This is a genomic window from Gottfriedia luciferensis, from assembly GCF_002156865.1.
GTDB lineage: Bacteria > Bacillota > Bacilli > Bacillales > Bacillaceae_G > Gottfriedia > Gottfriedia luciferensis.
On record NZ_NCTA01000027.1, the window covers coordinates 1 to 19,880 of the forward strand.

The 19,880-nt window shown below is 30.6% G+C and carries 22 protein-coding genes and 1 pseudogene; 2 read left to right on the plus strand and 21 right to left on the minus strand.

Annotated elements, in window-relative coordinates; translation table 11 throughout:
• Nucleotides 1-310 precede the first annotated feature (310 nt).
• The 17 genes and pseudogenes from B7R67_RS15570 to B7R67_RS15665 form a co-directional block, all read right to left on the minus strand.
• Nucleotides 311-982: a hypothetical protein gene (locus B7R67_RS15570; protein WP_088071911.1), complete on the minus strand. Its 672-nt coding sequence runs from the start codon at nt 980-982 to the stop codon at nt 311-313.
• Between the two features lie 68 nt (nt 983-1,050).
• A complete protein-coding gene (locus tag B7R67_RS15575; RefSeq protein WP_088071912.1) occupies nt 1,051-1,353 on the minus strand; it encodes a hypothetical protein in 303 nt (100 codons plus the stop codon).
• Between the two features lie 67 nt (nt 1,354-1,420).
• Nucleotides 1,421-1,900: a hypothetical protein gene (locus tag B7R67_RS15580; protein WP_142289576.1), complete on the minus strand. Its 480-nt coding sequence runs from the start codon at nt 1,898-1,900 to the stop codon at nt 1,421-1,423.
• Between the two features lie 121 nt (nt 1,901-2,021).
• Nucleotides 2,022-2,392 (minus strand): annotated as a pseudogene (locus tag B7R67_RS15585) (NUDIX hydrolase).
• 95 nt (nt 2,393-2,487) lie between these two features.
• On the minus strand, nt 2,488-2,910 hold the full coding sequence (locus B7R67_RS15590) for a GNAT family N-acetyltransferase (RefSeq protein WP_088071914.1): 423 nt from the start codon (nt 2,908-2,910) through the stop codon (nt 2,488-2,490).
• A 167-nt stretch (nt 2,911-3,077) separates the two neighbouring features.
• Nucleotides 3,078-3,281 carry a hypothetical protein gene (locus tag B7R67_RS15595; RefSeq protein WP_088071915.1) on the minus strand — a complete coding sequence of 68 codons (204 nt, stop codon included), beginning with the start codon at nt 3,279-3,281 and terminating at the stop codon, nt 3,078-3,080.
• A gap of 95 nt (nt 3,282-3,376) precedes the next feature.
• Nucleotides 3,377-3,838, minus strand: coding sequence for a GNAT family N-acetyltransferase (locus B7R67_RS15600; protein WP_235822184.1), 462 nt, complete (start codon nt 3,836-3,838; stop codon nt 3,377-3,379).
• Between the two features lie 161 nt (nt 3,839-3,999).
• On the minus strand, nt 4,000-4,434 hold the full coding sequence (locus B7R67_RS22395) for a hypothetical protein (protein ID WP_208615660.1): 435 nt from the start codon (nt 4,432-4,434) through the stop codon (nt 4,000-4,002).
• 219 nt (nt 4,435-4,653) lie between these two features.
• Nucleotides 4,654-4,974, minus strand: a complete 321-nt coding sequence (locus tag B7R67_RS15610) for a hypothetical protein (protein WP_088071916.1) — start codon at nt 4,972-4,974, stop codon at nt 4,654-4,656.
• Nucleotides 4,975-5,903: 929 nt separating this feature from the next.
• Nucleotides 5,904-6,296: an SMI1/KNR4 family protein gene (locus B7R67_RS15620; RefSeq protein WP_088071918.1), complete on the minus strand. Its 393-nt coding sequence runs from the start codon at nt 6,294-6,296 to the stop codon at nt 5,904-5,906.
• Nucleotides 6,297-6,493: 197 nt separating this feature from the next.
• Complete coding sequence (locus B7R67_RS15625) at nt 6,494-6,952, minus strand: hypothetical protein (RefSeq protein WP_088071919.1); 459 nt, start codon at nt 6,950-6,952, stop codon at nt 6,494-6,496.
• A 343-nt stretch (nt 6,953-7,295) separates the two neighbouring features.
• Entirely contained in the window at nt 7,296-7,814 is a 519-nt protein-coding gene (locus B7R67_RS15630) for a hypothetical protein (protein ID WP_167374917.1), read from the minus strand.
• Nucleotides 7,815-7,906: 92 nt separating this feature from the next.
• On the minus strand, nt 7,907-8,371 hold the full coding sequence (locus tag B7R67_RS15635) for a hypothetical protein (RefSeq protein WP_088071920.1): 465 nt from the start codon (nt 8,369-8,371) through the stop codon (nt 7,907-7,909).
• Between the two features lie 80 nt (nt 8,372-8,451).
• Nucleotides 8,452-8,778 carry an ABC transporter permease gene (locus B7R67_RS15640; RefSeq protein WP_088071921.1) on the minus strand — a complete coding sequence of 109 codons (327 nt, stop codon included), beginning with the start codon at nt 8,776-8,778 and terminating at the stop codon, nt 8,452-8,454.
• Nucleotides 8,779-9,006: 228 nt separating this feature from the next.
• Nucleotides 9,007-9,525, minus strand: a complete 519-nt coding sequence (locus B7R67_RS15645) for a hypothetical protein (protein WP_088071922.1) — start codon at nt 9,523-9,525, stop codon at nt 9,007-9,009.
• A 397-nt stretch (nt 9,526-9,922) separates the two neighbouring features.
• Nucleotides 9,923-10,483, minus strand: coding sequence for a YdcF family protein (locus B7R67_RS15655; protein ID WP_088071924.1), 561 nt, complete (start codon nt 10,481-10,483; stop codon nt 9,923-9,925).
• A 589-nt stretch (nt 10,484-11,072) separates the two neighbouring features.
• Nucleotides 11,073-11,648 (minus strand): hypothetical protein, encoded by a 576-nt coding sequence (locus B7R67_RS15665; protein WP_088071925.1) that lies wholly within the window; start codon nt 11,646-11,648, stop codon nt 11,073-11,075.
• A gap of 346 nt (nt 11,649-11,994) precedes the next feature.
• Here B7R67_RS15665 and B7R67_RS15670 point away from each other — a divergent pair, with 346 nt between their 5' ends.
• On the plus strand, nt 11,995-12,714 hold the full coding sequence (locus B7R67_RS15670; RefSeq protein WP_088071926.1) for a response regulator transcription factor: 720 nt from the start codon (nt 11,995-11,997) through the stop codon (nt 12,712-12,714).
• A gap of 37 nt (nt 12,715-12,751) precedes the next feature.
• Nucleotides 12,752-14,824, plus strand: coding sequence for a sensor histidine kinase (locus B7R67_RS15675; RefSeq protein WP_158095129.1), 2,073 nt, complete (start codon nt 12,752-12,754; stop codon nt 14,822-14,824).
• A gap of 43 nt (nt 14,825-14,867) precedes the next feature.
• On the opposite strand, the gene B7R67_RS15680 is transcribed toward B7R67_RS15675, so the two are convergent.
• From B7R67_RS15680 to B7R67_RS15695, 4 genes are all read right to left on the minus strand, one after another.
• Nucleotides 14,868-16,268, minus strand: a complete 1,401-nt coding sequence (locus B7R67_RS15680) for an aldehyde dehydrogenase (RefSeq protein ID WP_235822185.1) — start codon at nt 16,266-16,268, stop codon at nt 14,868-14,870.
• Between the two features lie 246 nt (nt 16,269-16,514).
• Entirely contained in the window at nt 16,515-17,906 is a 1,392-nt protein-coding gene (locus tag B7R67_RS15685) for an APC family permease (RefSeq protein ID WP_088071928.1), read from the minus strand.
• Nucleotide 17,907: 1 nt separating this feature from the next.
• On the minus strand, nt 17,908-18,276 hold the full coding sequence (locus B7R67_RS15690) for an SCP2 sterol-binding domain-containing protein (RefSeq protein WP_088071929.1): 369 nt from the start codon (nt 18,274-18,276) through the stop codon (nt 17,908-17,910).
• Between the two features lie 42 nt (nt 18,277-18,318).
• The gene (locus B7R67_RS15695; protein WP_088071930.1) at nt 18,319-19,692 is read right to left on the minus strand and encodes a flavin monoamine oxidase family protein; all 1,374 of its coding nucleotides are present in this window, start codon (nt 19,690-19,692) and stop codon (nt 18,319-18,321) included.
• Nucleotides 19,693-19,880 lie beyond the last annotated feature (188 nt).

Here is a 19,880-nt window from a genome sequence, read left to right on the forward strand (position 1 = left end):
CATCAGCTAAAATGCCTGAATGGATTCCGTTATACTCTATTCCATCCCATTTCACGAAGTCAACCCAATCGATGATTGCTTGACCTCCTAATGGATTAGAGCGACAACCCACTAATAAGAATAGCAATAAGATAAACAATACTAAAAACTTATTTAATCGTCTCATCAGCTCCCCCTTACTCAATCAGTTCCATTTAGACTTCAGCTAGTACTACTATTTAACATACTATTCAATTTCGTTTTTGAAATACCTTCCTGCACTAATCTAGTCCATTCTTATTGAACTAACGCAGTCTTTAGTTCAATAAGATTATCTTTGAAAACTACCGATATTAATTAGGATTCCTTCCTTATCAAGCCTTTTATGGTTGTAAGGAACTTGGCTTAATTTATTATATTTCTCGTTCCAAATTATATCTATAAAACCGTATGTATCTTGAAGAAATCGATTAGGTGAAATGTTCTCATAGCGATAACATTCATTAGGACAAGCTTCATCGAATCCAAATAAAGAGATGACATCTTCCTCAATTGCCATTCCACCGATTTTAAATTCATAAACGAAATACAACTCTTTAAGAAAATTTGTAAACTCCGTAATTTCTTCATTTTCTATTCCAATCTGATCCCACTCCTTGGAATCAAAGTATGAACCATAAAACCAGAAGTTAACCATTATTGTATTTGAAGAGACCATTTCAATTTGTAGTGTTGCTTTTCGTTTCCTTGTTAAATAGACATATAATCTTAATCTTAGAGAATGCATGTAAATTGATTGTGTGTCTTCATCATCAAAAGGATAGCCTCTATCAAAAAAATCGATAATTTCTTCAATGTTATTATCATAGATCTCAATTCTATTTCTGACCTTTGATAAATTTAAGATTATTTCTTGTATAGTCTCTTTTTTGCTCTTTTTAAGTTCTAACAAGAAGCTAACCTCAAGGAAAGGACCTCCTTGTAACCATTGAGACCACTGCATGAATTATCCCTCCCAATTGTTGTATAACTATTGCGTTCGTTAGTTCAATAAGAAATATTTTATTAACCTTACATCCATTCTTCAGCAATCTTAATATCTTTTGATAACATTAGATTTGGATATTTCTTATCTAATTTCTTTAGACATTTAATATAATTAATACTACTAACTTTAGCTGAAACGTCTTCAAAAATTTCACTAATCCAATAAATTTCTCCTTCAGAACAACTATTAAGAAAGTTGATTGTTTCACTCACATTAATACTAAGTAATTCTGTTATTCTATCCCAATAGTCATATACTTTAGGATCATTTATATCAAGGTTAGAACGTTCTTCTATTAGTTTCCTAACTTGGTTAGTATCTAACATTATTTCCACCTTATTTCTTTTAATTTTGTTTTATTAAGCTATCGCTCTCATTAGTTGTATTAGAAGATTATTCTTTCTTTTCTAATTTTAACTCATCGATTCTTTGAATACTTAGTCCAGTAATTTTATTTATAATTTCATCAGATAAATTTTCATCGATTGCAGCAATAGCTATTTCTTCATTTCTTTCTTCTACTGCTATTAAACCTCGAATCCATGTATAATCCTCAAACTTATAGTGGTCATCCTCATCCTCGCCAGTTAGTGTAAACACACTAAAATAAGAACCTATGTATGAATCCTTCAAATAAACGCGTAATTCAGCTTTAATAAATTCAGAATAATTATTTATTATGGAAAGCGAGACACTATGGATTTCTAACCATATCCAGCTTTTATTTACACTATTAAAAATGTCATCAAGCTCAATATCATCATTAATTTTTGCATTATTTATATTTAGCCAAAATCCTTCTATCGTACGTTCCTTTATTTTATGTTTAACAATCAATTCTTTAATTCCATCTACTAGAATATTCTCCACCATTTTTCACCTACTTTTTTTATAATCTTAACATATATTTGCGTATTCTTATTTAACTAAACTGCCCGTTAGCACAATAAAAAGAGCCACAAAAGTGACTCGTGATCTTCAACTAATGCTCTCGTTAGTTGTATAAGGATTTAATTTTATCTGCTACTAATTTAGGTCTGACATCGAACGAAGAAAGCTGTTTTATATCCATCCAAATTAGTTTGTACGTTCCTCTATCTCTATCTATATCGGTATATTCTTCACCCTTACCAGTACCAACTTCACCTTCAACTATTTCAGATATGAAAAAATATTGTATCCCATTAAATTCAACCTTTTCTATACATTCTTTAACATTGATCATAACTCCTAATTCTTCAAATGCTTCTCTTTGGGTTGTTCAGGTGTTTCTCCTTCCTCGATACCTCCACCTGGAAATACATAATAAACACAATTGTTTCTATTTCTTTTAATCAAAACAACTTTTTGATTTTCAATTATTATTGCAGAACCTCTATTTCAAATTAGTTAGCTCATTTAGTTTAAAAATAAGTAATGAATCTTATCATATGTAAATATCGCTAGCGTTAGATTATACATTAATCCCATTCTATTATTGTCTTTCTAAACCCATAAAAACTTCTAAACTTATTGCTCTCATAGTAAGTTTGAGATGAACTTGTCGCTAGAAGGTCAATTCGAGTTTTAGGATATATTTTATGAACATGTTTTAACAATTTCGTACCAATTCCCAACCCTCGATAATTTTCATCTATTAATAATTCTGATACAAATAGGGTAATATTACCATCCGTTAATCCTCTGATATATCCAATAATCGATTCATTAAAACACGCCACATATTTAATATTCGAATTCTCCCAAGCTTTTTGTGTATCTTCACTTTTTTCAACGAGATTATTCCATTTTTCCTTTATGTTTAAATTATGAATATGAGAAAAGTCATCTTCAACATAAGGACGAACAGTGATATCCACTTTATTTTTTAAATCTTGTTTCATACTATTTCCTCCACGCAAAATACCTTTTTTCTAGGATTATATATTTCGACATTTTTCAAATAATTACCTTTATCCTTATTGCCAAATACCTAAATAAAAAAACAGCCAATGGCTGCTCTTGATCTTCAACTATCGAATCGTTAGGTTAATCTCATATTTCCATCATTTTATAAAAGCCTTCTAAATCTTAAGACCTTAATCTCATTTATTGGTTTGTTAATTTCAATTGACAACTCAGATTTAATAAGTTTATCCATTTCAGCTTCATTTTCTGTATGAGCAATTTCTATTATAGAGCTTCTATTATAGTTTTCTGCTATGTAGTTACGACCGTTCCAATTAAACAACCTATATTTGACTTCTAGTTTCATATCATCACCTCTTTAATCATTTCGACAAAGAGATATTTTAATCCTTTAATTAAAGAACCACAACTAACGCTCTCTTTAGTTGAAGAGTAGATTGTTTATATAAATAGTTGCATTTCATGATCTTTGTTGGTAAAACCCATTTTTTTATATAGTGGTGCGCCATCCTCGGAAGCGTGTAACCAAATTCGTTTAACACCACATTTTTTGCATTCATCGATACATTGTTCAAGCAATCTTCGTGCAAAACCTTTACCACGATATTTTGGAACTGTGTACATGTTTAGAATATAGGCTTCAATCCCTTGCAAATTCTCTAAATATGGCGGTCTTTTAAACAAAACCATACCACTAATACTTACGGGTAACCCATCCATTTCTACCATATAGGATATAAATTCATTTTTTGAAAGTGCTGTATTTAAATATTCTCTTGTAGAAGTTTCAATAAGATATACCTCTTCAGCAGACTTCAATTCACCCAATTCTTTTAAAAGTGCCAATCGCAAACTTATTATTTTATCAATATGTTCAAGAGAAACTTTAATAAAATTTAACAATACTAGACTTCCTTCCTTTTGGTTTTTTAATTATATTCCTTTTATCGACGACCTTTCCTTCTTTGACTTATCTGCCATATAGCGCAAAAAAATCGACTATACAGTCGATCATGTAGTTAAACTAAAGCGCTCGTTAGTTGAACAAATATGAATTTATATCTTTAATTATATCCCGAACCAACAACACTCCATCTCCCTTTTTTATTATCCCTAATTAGAGTCCAACTCCAGTTAGACTGAGTTGAATTTGGCTCGAAACTACCATCACCACCAGAAGAATTTACATTAAAATTAGATAGTAATACAATTACGTTGTCTTCCTTTATCCCTTTTTCATAACCTCCACCATTTTTCAAATATGCTTTGGTTAACGCCTCAGATTTTTTTTCAGAATACCATATATCTGTAAGCTCGCATCCCTGAAACTTGAAATTTTTTTTCACAATAGTTATTGCTGAATTTATTTCATCTTCAGTAAACTTGTTAGATTTTTCTATTTTTACCTGTACTTTATCCGTTTTATGGTTATATAGATTAATTGAAAATAAAACAACTAACAATGTACAAACATAAAAAAATATTTTCTTATTTTTCATAAAAAGGCTCCTATTTATAAGTGATCCATAATTAATTTAAATACACAATTTAATAGATTCTATTAATATTGATAAAACTCCTTTCTCAATATTACTGACGAATAAAAAGGAGTCGATCATTATCAACTCCTAAGTTTGTACAACTAACGCGCTCGTTAGTTTTATAACAATAAAATTTAATAAGTACATATATATTGTACATATAAATTTCGCTCAAAGTTAAATTGGCAATTTTGATTTTTTCGAAAATCTTTTATAAATAAAGAATGAAAAAACAAACCAAACTAATGGAACTCCTTCGAAATGTAAAAAAGTAGCCAGATTAGTAAAAAACGTCCTACCGTCTGTATCTTCTGTTGGCAAAGTACTAAATAAAAAAGATAATGGAAATAACAATAAGTTTACAATTGCACTTAAAATAAAAGGAAATTCTACAATCATTTTTTTAGAGATAAGGTATAACAAAGTATAAATCATTAATATTGTAATACCTGATATAATAGGAAATAATTCTATTAAGTATTCAAATATGAGCATCATCATTCAACTCCAAAGTTTGTTAAAGTACGTAATACACTAATTTTTAATACAGACCTATCAAATAGTCCACTTTCCTTCATAGTTGTCCATCCTTATTAATTATATATCGGTTTAACAAACCATTTTTTAAAATCTGGCAAGTTCAATTTAGATGGTTTCTTGTATAACTTTCAAATACAAAATAAAAAGACAGCCACCGGCTGCCTAAATATTCAACTAACGCGCTCGTTAGTGGAATAAGTCAGGTAAAACTTGTCCGAGAAGCATTCCGATTATTAATGCAGAGAACAGACCAGAAAGTAGAGATAAAAAGACTCTTACCGTTTTACTGATAAAGTTGAAACGTGTGAATACTTTAAAAATTAGTAAGAAAAAAGGTATCTGTAAAATACCGAGGACTATTCCTATTAAATCTTCTCTGCTAAATGGATTGCTAATATACTTATCAGTATAAAAATTTATATAAAATAGACAACTAATTAATATGAACTGAAAAAAAAAGAATTTGATATATTTCATGATGTATTTCCCTTTATTGATTTTTAGTTTGAACAAAAGGCTATTTAATTTTTTTCTCCTTTTCTCTCAAATATAAATATAGAAGAATACTTGACCAAAAGACTAAATCAATTAGATTAGTTAAAATTCTTAGGATTCGAGTATTGTTAAAATCAAATAAAACATGACATATCATGTACAAACCTGACAGAGCAATACTCCATCGAAGTAATATTTTCCTCATTAGCTATACTCCTTAAAGTTTTCCGTAATTCTACTTTGTTACCTTAATCATTTATGGAAAATTTTTCAAATCCAATTTTTTCTTGTTGAACTGAACTGCCATTTAGTTGAACAAAAAAGAGATGCCTAAGCAACTCATGTTGTGCAACTAACGCGCTTAGTTGCATAAGAAAATACTAATATTTTTATCATTCTGGAAGTGGGCATCCTTCAGTTATCCATTCATAAAAATCAGAAGAAAGTACTATTCCATTTGCAGGATTCATGTCACCAACATCAACAGTTATTAACTGACTCGACTCTTTTCCTTGTAACATAAGAAATACAGTTCCTCCACTGTCATCTCCTATTGCAACATACCCTGTAGCATATTCAGAAACCTCAAAGGTTAGATTGCGTTCTACAAGTTCTTCTGTGCCGTAAATAAGAACTCCTTCATCAGTTAAAAATCCATTCACATGTTGAAGTAAATTTGTATATACCACAGGTAAAGCACAATCCATCTCTTGTTCAACTTCGCAAACCTCTTTTTTACTCGCACCTTTGTTTATAATATCTATGTTTAAGTTTGAAAGATTCATGTTATCCTCCTAAAGCTAAATGTATTTCTATAATACAATTTTTTATTTAATCCGTCTTTCCTTATTGAACTATCCTGCCATTTTGTTCAATAAAAAATGACCGACAGATCGTCGATCATGTTGTTCAACTATTGCGTTCGTTAGTTCTATAAGAAAATCATTTAATTTTTGGATAAAGAGAGAAATCAAATCGACTTTTAATCCTCTACGACCCTTGCATGATACCAGTGATCTGATATTTTCTTTATCTTAAAGGTTCTTTTTGTATACGATTTAGTTAAATATTTAGGTTTATACCTATCTTTTCTGTATACCAATGAATATCGACCATTTTCGATTTCAAATTGCACTTGGTTCTTATAAACTCTTATTAAGGATAACCTCCTACCATCACTTTGACGAAAAGCATTTGCTACAATTTTCTCAAGAGATTCTTGCTCTTTTTGGCTCATCTTTACTTCAACGTAATCTTCAGTGTTCACATCTATATACTTTAAATAGACTGTTCCATCAGGATTCTCATTTACCTTTAAATAAGATTCCATCATTTGACCTTTGTTAAATTCACGATAAGCCACGTTCGCTACAGTCTGGAAATCATCTTTATAAGTATCAAAATCAGCTACTTTGTCCTCCCAAAGTGAAGTGTAGTACATAAAAGTCCCTGGTAAGAAGAGGGAAATTATCGATAATACACTAAATGAAAAGATGACTATCAATACTAATTTTAATGTTTTCACTCAATTTCATTTATCCTTTCTGTATCCAAATGTATAATTAATTCCAATCCCTGTTCAAACAACACGAAATTATACCAACACTTGAATTCCTAATAGTAACATCCTTATTAAATTATATATCGAGTTAATTGTTTTATTTTTTAATTTAAAACATAAAAAATTATCCAGTTTGCATAATAAAAAGGCTGCCTATGCAGCCTATCTGTTGTTGAACTAAAGCTTTCAATAGTTCAATAACGTAACGAGTAACGAATGCGACTCAAGCATAAATTCCCCATTCAAAAACAAAGTAATAGTCTTCAGATTGTCCAAAAAAGTAATCATAAATATATCCTTTTTTCACTTTTATTGTTTCAGCATATTTTAATCTATTTAAAAATTCTCTAATTGCTGTTTTTGGGGCATTAACCGCAACTAATTCATTTTTAAATCTATGTATAAAATCACCTTTGTTTATTGTCTCTATGCAAATAATTTCTTTCGGATAATATGTATTAATCCATAGATTTTTAAGTGTTGTTTTCCATTCTTTATCTGAAGGGCTTGGATCATCATTAATATTCCATTCCTCTGAGTCGAACAATTCTTTTTTAAATAATGCAGAAAATGCAGTTTGAACATTATCAAATTGACCTTTTTCTGTAAAGATTAAGTTTACTTGCATTGCGTTAATTTTAAATTCATATACATCAAACAATAAATTCGTTAAGCTTACATTTGCTATTTGTTCTGCGAATAAATTGAGATCATTAAACAATTCATGAATTTCTTTCTTCATAATTTCCAACCTTTTATTATTTGGTCATTTCTCTATTATTATTTAAATCTCTTTGTTCAAATACGCGCTCATTAGTTGAATAGTAACATGGATTAAATATTAATATGTAAAGTTCCATCTGAGTGAACTGTTACTAATGGATTATCTGGATCGCTTTCTACAGTGAGAATACTTTCCTTTCCAAGTACCTTTGATATTTTTTTCATAAAATCGAAAACTATTTCTACATCAGACACACCCTTAACTTCTTTTGGATCAATATCAAATTCAATTTCTGTGCTCGAAAAGAAATAGCAATTTATAAAAATACCTTTAATATTAATAGTCATCATAATACTGTGGTTCTCTTTTTCTTTAAATAACTTATAAATAGTTGTATCCTCATTCTCAGATTTCTGTCCATTTTTATATAAAATAATATCCCAAGTAGTACTCTGGATTAATTCATATAATCTTTGCCACTCCTCTAAATCTACGTTAAAAACATAAATATCTCTTAGACTTCCATCTACAAAAAATATTTGATTGATAACCTCATTGTTTATGTTTTTATCCATATGTCCATTCTCCATATAAGAATATTTTAATATCCTAATCAACTAACGCGCCAGTTAGTTGAATAAGAAATAATTAAATTTTATAAAGGTTTTCTATTACTGATCATACTTTTTATTTTAAGTATAATACCAATTACAATATAAATAATCCCATTTAACACAATTACCCATCCTAAAGCTGCTGTTGCTAGAGCTCCACCTACTCCGTCGCCTCCGGTACCCTTATCTAAGGCTACAAAAATTAGGCCAATTAAGATGGCAATTACTGGTGCAAGAATGCTAATTAATAAGCCTAATAACATTAAGTTACTCTTTTTCTTTCTATATTGTTTAATGGCTCTACTATTAATAATAAATAATAAGATTAAAAGTATAATATAAAATAAAGAATCTCCAGAATCTCCCATAAAAACCTCCTGTAAAATTTATCTTAATTTGAATATCCATCTTAGAATGTAAACTTTTCCAATATTTTACAATTCTCTGTTATTTTTTTATTCTATATAATAGCTGTTTTTCCTTTTTTCTTGTTCAACTACACAACCCAATAACGAAAAAAATAAGACTACCGAAGTAGTCATTTATTGTTCAACAAACGCTTTCGTTAGTTGCATAAGAAAATATAAATTAATATATTATTTTGTTTTTAATGGTAATTTGTCTTCAACATAGACCAACTCACCGTCAGTACTTATTAATTCGATATAAACTTTATTACTGTCTCCCAATTGCTTTTGATAATCGGACAACTTAAAACTAAATGGAATCGTTATTATTTCATCATTTGGTTGTGTTTTTTTAGAAAATAAATCAGCTATTTTAATAAGTCTTTCTGAAAAATCACCATTATTACCGGCTATTGCAAGGATTAAGCCTTGGTCAAGTGAAGTGTATTTCGCAATAGTTATTATTCCATTTATCTTTTCATCCCAGCTATATTTCGATTTTGTTAAAACGATATTTCTAGGATACGAAACCAAGTAGGATTTGATAAATTGATTTTTCAGTTTTTGACTAATATAAAATGTAGATTGTTTGCCATCATATGGGCTTGTATCGTGCTCGAATGTCCATCCATACTCCATAAAAGTTAGCTTTACTTTGTATGTATTCGGTTTTCTTTCTTCGTAAATTTCTTTCTTATTTTCCAGCAATAATCCTAACATCCATCCGTAATCTGCACTATTTAGATCAACGTGTTTTCCTAACTATTTGTCATTCACATTCACACGTAAAGATTCAATAAAAAAATCTGGATCATTTTCTATTACATACTTTAGATTCAGTCTTTTAATGGAAATTTGATCTCTTTCCCTATCCGGTATATTGCATTTGATAAGTAAAAAACAGGATAAAAGTAATAATGCTATTAATATAATGCTCTTCTTAAATTTTGCTTTCTTTTTCAATAAAAATATACCTCTACTCAATTATTTTACTTCTATTATATCATTCCTTATTTCACTAAACTGCCAATTGGAGCAATAAAAAAATAGACTACCAAAGTAGGCTATTTTGGTTCAACTAAAGCGCTCTTTAGTTGAATAAAAATTATTTTTGGCTAACCATATGTGGAAAAATAACTTTGAAGTACTTACCAACTTTCTCAACCTCAGATGTTATTCGATTAATACCTATTTCAGATAAATACCAATTTTCTTTTGTTATTCCAAACCTATCAATAACTGGCGAAACCATAATCTCAGTTTCTATTGGAAGCTCGGATTGATAACATAATAGTGCACGACGTGAGTGACCAGCTTTACAGACAATTATAACCTTTTTAGGCTTTATTCCTTTATCCTGTAGAACCTCAAATGAAAAACGTGCATTTTCCAAAGTATGTTGTGCTTTATCTTCTTTCAATATGGCATTTGCTGGTACTCCATTTTCAATTCCAATTTTACATAAATAATCCCACTCAGTGGTCCCAATACTATCTTTATATCCACCAGAAGGTAATATATAAGGAGCAAATCCTTGTTTATACAATAAACTGGCTTTTTCCATTAGTTGAGGATGATCAGAACCTGGAATAAGAATTACATCTGCCTTTTCAATCTCGTTTTCTACAAAAATAAAGTCTGTAATACAATCAAAAGGTTTATTCATTTGATTTTTACCGTCCTTCTATTAATTCTGTTAGCAATATAATAACATTTATTATTTATCTAAAAACGAGTGTAAAATAAAAAAAATCGACTAAAAAGTAAGTCGATCAAGTCGTTCAACTAATGCGCTCGTTAGTTGTATTAGAAAAGTATTTATAATGTCGCAGAGAATATATGAACTTCAGGATAGTTTATTAGTACTTCTCCAAATTAATGAAAAAATTAAGATTAATAAGCCCATTGAAAGACCTATAATTTGATCTAATAAAAGTTCTCCCGTTCTAAAATAACGAATAACGAAAGTACCTCCAAAAATAACTATTATCAAAATTGCTAATTGAATGAAGTAATTGTTTATTTTCTTAATGCTCATCTCCATTTACACTTAAATCTGCAAATTGTTCACCTTATAACATTACCATATTTATCCATTATTTAATATAAGTCTTATAAAATCATTATTCTACAATCCTGCCAGTTTGTTCAATAAAAAATGAGCCACACTTCTGTGACTCATGATCTTCAACTAACGCGCTCGATAGTTGAATAAGGAATTAAGAGTTTTTGACCAATGAATCTAAATTAGCTAATTATTCTTCATCAACCCACAAATCTATAATATTACTCCAAAAAGGTATTTTTTTTATATTTTCAAAATCTATATCATCATATTTCTTTATTTTAAATTCAACTAACAAATAAGAAAGTAAGTTTTCACCATAGTAGATAATATCTGTTTGATATACAGACATAATGGGATTTCCGTACTCGTATGGGGTTGAAGGAATGTATCTGTGCGAACATATTGGTATTAATTTTGGTGCTTTATTATAATGAAATGTAGCAATATCGACAGAATCTTTAAAAGTTGATGGCTTTTTACCCCAATCATTCAACCAAAATTCATTATGTTCAATATCAAAAATAATCCCCTCTAATGGCCATTGTAAACGATCAGTTATTTTATTAATATTTCCTTTACTTTTATCGTTCCAGTTTATAAACTCATCTGATATTGGTAATGCATACATAAGGAATTCTTTTAAGTCTGGCGGGAACTTTATTTTATATAACTCCTCTATTTCAACTACCTCTTTTTCCTTTAAACCTTCTGAAAATTTTACACCTTTTTCTTTTAATTTATCTACAATTTGAACAATATTCATTGGTTAGTTCTCCCTTGAAATTACTTTTAGTAATCCTATGATTTACTATAAACATCTACCATAAATAGTATATTAGATTATATAACCTTATTGAACTATCCTGCCATTTACTTAAATAAGAAAAAGACTGCCGGAGCAGCCTTAATGATCTTCAACTAACGCGTTCGTTAGTTGAATAAGAAACAAAACTTCTACCTTAAATAAACTAGTTACAGTCTATCTAAAGTTAAATGATAAATAAATCGCAAAATATGTTATTATTATCTTAAAAATCTGATAATTCGACATTTAATCATTGAATTACCTTAAAATAACATGAGACTGACTACTAGAGGGGATCTAAAAAATGAATAATTCAACTATATTGCTTGTGGATGATGAAAAGGAAATACGGGAGTTAATTAGTATTTACTTAAAAAAAGAAGGTTTTACTATCATTGAAGCTAGTAATGCGATAGAAGCTATAACAAAAGTTAAAAATTCTAATCCTCATCTTATTATTTTAGATGTTTTTTTACCAGATTTAGATGGTATCGAGTTATGTCGCCAAGTAAGAAATATGACGTCCTCCCCCATCCTTTTCCTTAGTTGTAAGGATTCTGAAATTGATAAAGTAACAGGTTTAAGTGTTGGAGCTGATGATTACATCGGAAAACCTTTTAGTATCCATGAATTAATTGCGAGGATTAAGGCGCATTTAAGAAGAAACCTATACTTATATGGGAATGCTCATGTACCAAAGGAAGATAAAGAATTACGTTCACAATCAATTTCTCTTAATATCGAAAAACATGAGTGCTATTTCGAAAGTAATTTAGTTTCATTAACTTCAAAAGAATTTCAACTACTAAGCTTTTTTATGTCTCACCCACAACAAGTGTTTAGCTCAGTACACCTATTAGAGAAAGTTTGGGGTTATGAATCCTTTGCAGATCTTAAAACCGTAATGGTACATATCGGAAAAATAAGGAAAAAACTCGGTGGCGAATCGAGAAATCCTCCAATCATCCAGACCATTCGAGGGGTAGGCTATAAGTTTAATGAAGAAATACAAAAATCCTACTAATCTTTTAAAGAAAATTCTTTCCACATTCAGAGGAAGAATGCTAATTACATTTTTATTAATAACTATTACTCCAATCATTATTATTTTTTATTTTGCGATGAATAGTTCTGAGAAAACACTCTCAAATACTGGTAATAAGATTGAAAATATACTTTTAAATTATTCTATATTTCTTCATCAAGAGAACTTAGTTAAACAAGCTGATATCATAAATGAACAATTACATTCCATTAAAAATCAGGTTCAAATCATTCAAACTGTAGCAGATGATTTGTTTTCAAATCCTATCATTCAAAAAAATTATAAGCTTTCCTTAACAAAAGAAAATGACGGGTATTATTGGGAACAAATAAAAGGCGATTATTCAAACGCAGGTGTAAGCGCTAACATAAATCTTTCTAAGAATGTAATAAATAATTTGATCGTATCCAAGTCACTTGAGGGTGTATTTAGAAGATTTTTAAACCAAGATTCAAGAGTTGCAAGTATCTATTATATTGGGCCGCAATCTTATTGGCGGGCATATCCAAATGCAAATGTGAAATCGGAAGTTAACAACAAGTACTTTAATCCAAAGATTGATATAACGAAATTACCTTTCTATCCTTCTAAAAATTCGAATTTTAAGGATGCAAAATGGACAAGACCATTAATTGATTTAACACATCGAAAAAAAGTATTTTCTCTTTCTTTACCAATCTATAAAAATAATAATGAATTTGCTGGAGCATTAGTTACTGATATTACAATTTCACAAGTAGTTAATCACTTTTTAAATTTTCACTTTAAAGAACCTACTGCTTATGCAATTTTACTTGATTCAAATTATGATTTAATTGCCAGCCAAAAAAAAGCTGATAATGATCTAAAATATCTTACAAATGATCTAAAACAGAAATTATATAACAGTGAAAAACCTATGTTTATTAATATTAATAATGAGAAAAAAATCGTTTTAGTATCTGGTGTAAAAGAGACAAATTGGAAAATTGCATACGTCATACCTAAAAATGAAATTATTAGTCATGTTAGATATGTAATGGAGAGTCAATTACAAGAATATATTAAATCATTTTCTCTTCAATTTATTGGATTAATTTGTCTAGTTATTTCCATATTAGTTTTTGTAACGATAGCAATTTGGAAACATTTTACAAAACCTATTCTTGAATTATTAAAAGGAATTAGCTCTATAAGTGATGAAAAATTTCAAGTTAAAATTAAGGATCAATCATTAGAAGAATTTCAATTACTCAGTCAATCATTTAACTTGATGGCAAATAAAATGAATGATTTAATTTCAAAATACCAAAGTTTAAATATACAACTCGAAGAAAAGGTTTTAGAAAGAACAAAACAATTAAGCATCGTAAATGGCTCTTTGCAAGAAACAAATGAGAAATTAAAATCAATGGAACAGGCAAGAAAAATTATGTTTTCTAACATTGCACATGACATAAAAACTCCCCTTACTATCGTATTAGGGTATATTGATGCGATTGAAGATCGAATGATTGATTCAGAGAAAATTGATGAATATCTTGCAAGAATTCAAAAACATTTACATTCGATTGATCAGCTTGTAAAAAGTGTATCTGAATTAAATAACGTCGAGTTGAATGAACAAGTATTTCATTATGAAATGGTTGATTCTAATGAATATTTCATACAAATTAGTGAGGTATTCGTACATGAAAAGACTATTCATTTTAAAATTGCTGATGATTTACCATTCATCTTTATGGATCATAAATATATTGAACGGGCAATTTTGAATTTGATTGAAAATGCGAAAAAGTATTCATACCAAAACAGTCCAATCGAAATCAATGTGTTTGAGGATAAAGAGTATGTTGTTGTATCTGTTCGGGATTATGGATGGGGTATTGCAGAAGATTATTTACCTTTCATATTTGATCGTTTTTATCGAGTTGATCACGCAAGGAATTCCTCTATTCAAGGAAACGGAGTAGGACTAGCAATTGTTAAAGAAATTGTTAATGCACACGGTGGCTTTATTGAAGTACAAAGTAAACTGAATGTAGGCTCGGAATTTATGATTTATTTACCTGTTAATAAGAATATTCAATTCAAAGAAGTTGTCTTATAAATTGAAAAAGCCGTTTAAAATAATAACGGCTTTTTTCTTATGATTATTTAAATAACATACGTATAATATTAAGAGCACCTCTAGTTGTATGGTAACGTACACTTAAATCAAATTTAGTTGTTTGAGAAAGAACACTTTTTTCATGGGTAAAACACTTAAATGAATGGATACCATGATATGATCCATGTCCACTTGAACCAACTCCTCCAAACGGTAAATGTGGAGTTGCTAAGTGAAACAATGTATCATTTATACTTCCACCACCAAATGGTATATTTTTAATGATCTTCTCTTTTACTGATTTATTTTCTGTAAATAAATAAAGTGCTAAAGGTTTCGGATTTTTATTTATTTCAGCAATTACCTCTTCTATTGAATCAAACGATAATACTGGAAGAATTGGACCAAATATTTCCTCCTTCATTACAGGATGGTCTTTTGAAACATTCGTCAATATCGTCGGCTCAAACGCTAACGTATTTTCGTCTGTTCTACCACCAAAATATACTGATGGTCCATTCAATAAACTTTTTAACCTTGAGAAATGTCTTACATTAATGATATGTGCATAGTCACTAAAATTTAGTGCATTATTTGTATATAATTTTATGATTTCATCTTTTAAAGTACTTAGAAACTCATTTTCAATTGATTTATGTACATATAGATAGTCTGGTGCAACACATGTTTGACCTGCATTAAAAAACTTGCCCCATGCAACCCTTCGAGCAGCTAGCTTTATATTCGCGCTAGAATCGATAATCGTCGGACTCTTTCCTCCAAGCTCTAGTGTAACTGGAGTTAAATTTTTACTTGCTGCTTCCATAACAATCTTTCCAACTGGAACACTACCTGTAAAAAATATGTGATCAAATTGCTTATTCAATAAGGCATTACTTACTTCAATTCCACCTTCGATACAAATAACATATTCATTTGAAAAAGTCTCTTTTATTAATCTAGCGATTAATGCCGAAGAATTTGGTGAAAGCTCTGAAGGCTTTACGACTGCAGTATTCCCCCCAGCAATCGCACCAATTAGTGGGATAAATGATAATTGAAATGGATAATTCCACGGGGAAATAATTAAGTTTACTCCATAAGGTTCGTGAAAAATTTTACAGCTACTTCCAAAGTGAGTAATTGGAGTACGTACAGCTTCTGGTTTCATCCATTTCGATAAATGTTTCTTCACAAATGATATTTCATGCAAAATTAGTGCAACATCTCCAAAAAAACCTTCAAATACACTTTTATTTAAATCTTTTTTAACAGCTTCTAAAATTAGTTTTTCATTTTCTGAGATTACCTTATATAATTTATCTAATTGCCTAATTCTAAACTGATAAGATTTTGTTGCACCACTTTGAAAGAATTTTCTTTGAGCTGAAATCTCAGAACTATAATCTGACTGTTTGATCTCTACATTTAGTAAATCTTCCAATTAACTTCTCTCCTTTGATTGGCAAAAATATTAAAATGTAAATAACTTTAAAGCGTTAGGCGTTCTATTAATTACTTTTTAAATACTTTACAAAATTGTGTTTGAGTTTCCAAACTATTAATTCCATTAGTTTCTAATATGTTACTAAAAGGATATAATCATTTAGTATAACAACATTAAATTTATAAAAAATAACTGTTGGATTATCAACAGTTATTTTTTTATTTATGAATTTATAATAGTGAATTAGATATTAATATTTTCTTCTGTTTTCTCACGTACTGGACGTCGTTTAGGTCTACTTGCTTTTCGAGCTGCTTCTTTTTCTCTTATTTTAGGTAGTACATAGATAGCATAAATTGCAGAAAGTGTAATAACGACGAGTAGGATTATTAATGGTAGTGGATTAATTTCTACACCAACAGTAACACTAGCTATCAAAGCTAAAGTAGAGAATATAATTATTCCATAAGGTGCTAATAAACGAGCTGCAAACATCTTAAACGTTCTTGTTTGACTTGGTTGCTTGCGTCGTAAGCGAATTACACAATAACAAGATACTGCATAAATCATTGCTTCTAAAACAGCACCTAACGCAACAATTACTTGCCAATTTCCCGTAATTCCAACGTAAACTGATATGACTAAAGACAATATTGAAAGTGTCCATACTGCAACATATGGAACAGCTCGATTATTTAGCTTTGAAAATGACGGTGGAAGGACTCCTTCACGTGCAATTGCATACATGAATCTAGACCCTGTAAGAAACCCACCATTAAAAGTGTTAATTGCAGTAAGTGACGTTACTGCAACCATAATGTAAACGCCTACTACACCAAGACATTTTTGTGCAAAATAGATTTGCGGATATGGAGTTTCTAATTGAGCAGGGCTTAGGAAATGTCCCATTCCAACAGTGATTGCTGTAAATACTATAAAACAGACTATGATCGTTAATAACATCCCATTGGGAATATAAGAGGGTTTTCGAACTTCTTCGGCATTTGTAGTTACCCATTCAAATCCTGCATAACCGAAAATCGCAAGCGCGATTGCCTGAAGTAATCCAACAGTACCGTGTTTTTCAAGCGGATTAAAAGGTTGATTTAATTCAAATCCATGTCTTGCAAAACCAATTATGACCACAATCAACGTGACTAGAAGAACGATATATGTACCTACGTCTTGCAAACTAGCAGCCATCTTTATACCTTTTAAGTTGGTATAAGTTGCAAGTCCAAGAATTAGCACGATAAACAAAATCGATAACCATAAACCGCCACCGAAAACAAAATCTAATGTAGTTCCAACAATAAAGGCATCTGCGGCTATAATTAATACAACAGCGAGCATGTAGGTAAACGTAATGGTTACAGAGACACGATCGCTCATCGACTTAGCCATAAATAATCGTATCGCTGCTGCTGTTGGATATAAACCGTTCAATTCACTAAAACTAGCCCAAGCAATTAGCATGATCATTCCAGTTATTAAAATCGGTATCCAAGCTGAATCACCTGAAACATAACCAGCTACTCCCGCAGCGACATTATATTCCAGTGCACAAAATACTAAACCTGCTCCAATACTGACAATTGAACGCAAACTGAGCATTCGTCGAAGTTCTTCTTTCATATCAAGCTCCTCCGAGTTCTAAATAAATAAACAACGCCATCGCATCAAGTCGAAGAACATCTTCCTGTGAGCCACGTGTTTGAATTGCACCCTGCATATAATTTGATACAGGGTTTTCATCTCCCCAGAAAATATTAGCTAAATCTTCACTGTCCCCTTTAACGATTAAGTCAGGTATTTCATGTAGGCCAATTTCAACTGAAATGAATTCACCATTTTTTATGATACAAGTAAAATCTGCAGTTATATCGTTAGCTTGAATATGGAGAACACAATTCCAATTTGCAAGAGTTCGTTTTACTCTTTCACTCGACCTAGAACGCTCAGTATAATCCTCAAGTGCCTCGAATAATTCCATTTGAGTAGCCATATAAAATATCTCCTTAACGTTTAAAAAGTTTTTAATAATTAATTACTTTTGACTTTCAAATACACTAATCACTTCAAGTACTTCACTAGCAGCGCGTTCTCCGGATTCAACGGCACCATCCATGTAACCATACCATTTCGTTGCAGTTTCAGTTCCTGCCCAATGAATACGCCCAACAGGTTGACGAATCACATCGCCAACAGATGTCCAAACTCCTGGAGGCATAAATGCTGCATAACATCCTCGAGAAAATTCCTCATCAGCCCAGTATTGTTCAATATAGTCGTTTGGTGTGAGTACTTCATTTCCAAAATAAACACTTAAACAATCTAAAACACCTTTTTGGCGTTCTTCAAGTGATTTTTCCCACCAAGTTCTAGCGTCTTCACCTTCAATAAAACCTATTAATACGCCAGTGTCTCCGTCTACAGGAGAATTATCAAATGTAATTTGAATTGGCCCTTTGTCACTAAGTACTTGACCCGACAATCCATTCTCTCTCCAAAACGGTTTTGAGAATGTTAGCTGTACTTTTATGACTGACCCCATTGGCATCCGACTCATAAGTTGATCTCTTTTGGCAGGTAATTTTGGTGAATACTGAATTCGATTTGCAAGTGTAGGTGGAATTGCAATAATCGCAGTTTTTGCTTTCACACACAAATGCTCACTTTTAACTACAATATCTTCATCACTTTGAATCACTTGTTGAACTGGTGAATTAAGAATTACTCTTTCACCTAGTTCAGCTGCAACTCGATTTGAAACTACTTGAGCTCCACCTACTAACCGACTTTCTTGAGCACCTTTTGCAACACTGATTATCTTATCTAAATTCCCACCCGAATGAATGTAAAATAAAAAATGTAACAATGAAATTTCTTTAGGTTCACAACATACAATACCGCGAACCATAAGTGTCATCCAATTTCGAACCGGTCCTGCTGGAACGTTTTGTTCTATCCAAGTAGCCGCTGTCATAGAATCCCAAATCTCCGCAAGTGGTGCCTTCCAAGGAGAATCTAATGGAACTTCCTCTGACATAATACTTAGTTTTAAAAGTATTTCGGTTATATCCATTGCAATCTCTTTATCAGCAGTTAGAAATGCACCCGAATATAGCGTAATCTTTCCAGAACGATATTCAAGATGATTTCCCTCGTTGTAAGTTTTAAATGTTTTAACGCCAACTTCATCAGCTAGTGCCATTATTCGATCCTGAGTTGGTCCAACCCATTGACCGCCAAGATCCACGTACGTACCGTCCGAAGTTTGTTTTGTAGATGTACGGCCCCCCACGCGATCTCTTGCTTCAAGTACTACTACATCAACACCTTGAGCTACAAGTTTTCTTGCCGCTGTTAGACCTGCTAGACCAGCGCCAACTATTACGACATCAACTTCTAATTCCTTCATACTAATTCCTCCATTCTAATCTATTAGTTTAGTTTTCGAGAATAATGAAAGTGCTTTCATAAATTAATTTTAGAATTGTTTGGTAAAATCCAATTCCAATTAAGGTAAACTTCAATTCCAATTAAGGTAAAATAAAGTTAAAATTTCAAAAATTCCTCCGCTACTATTTCTAAACAAAATAATTAAAG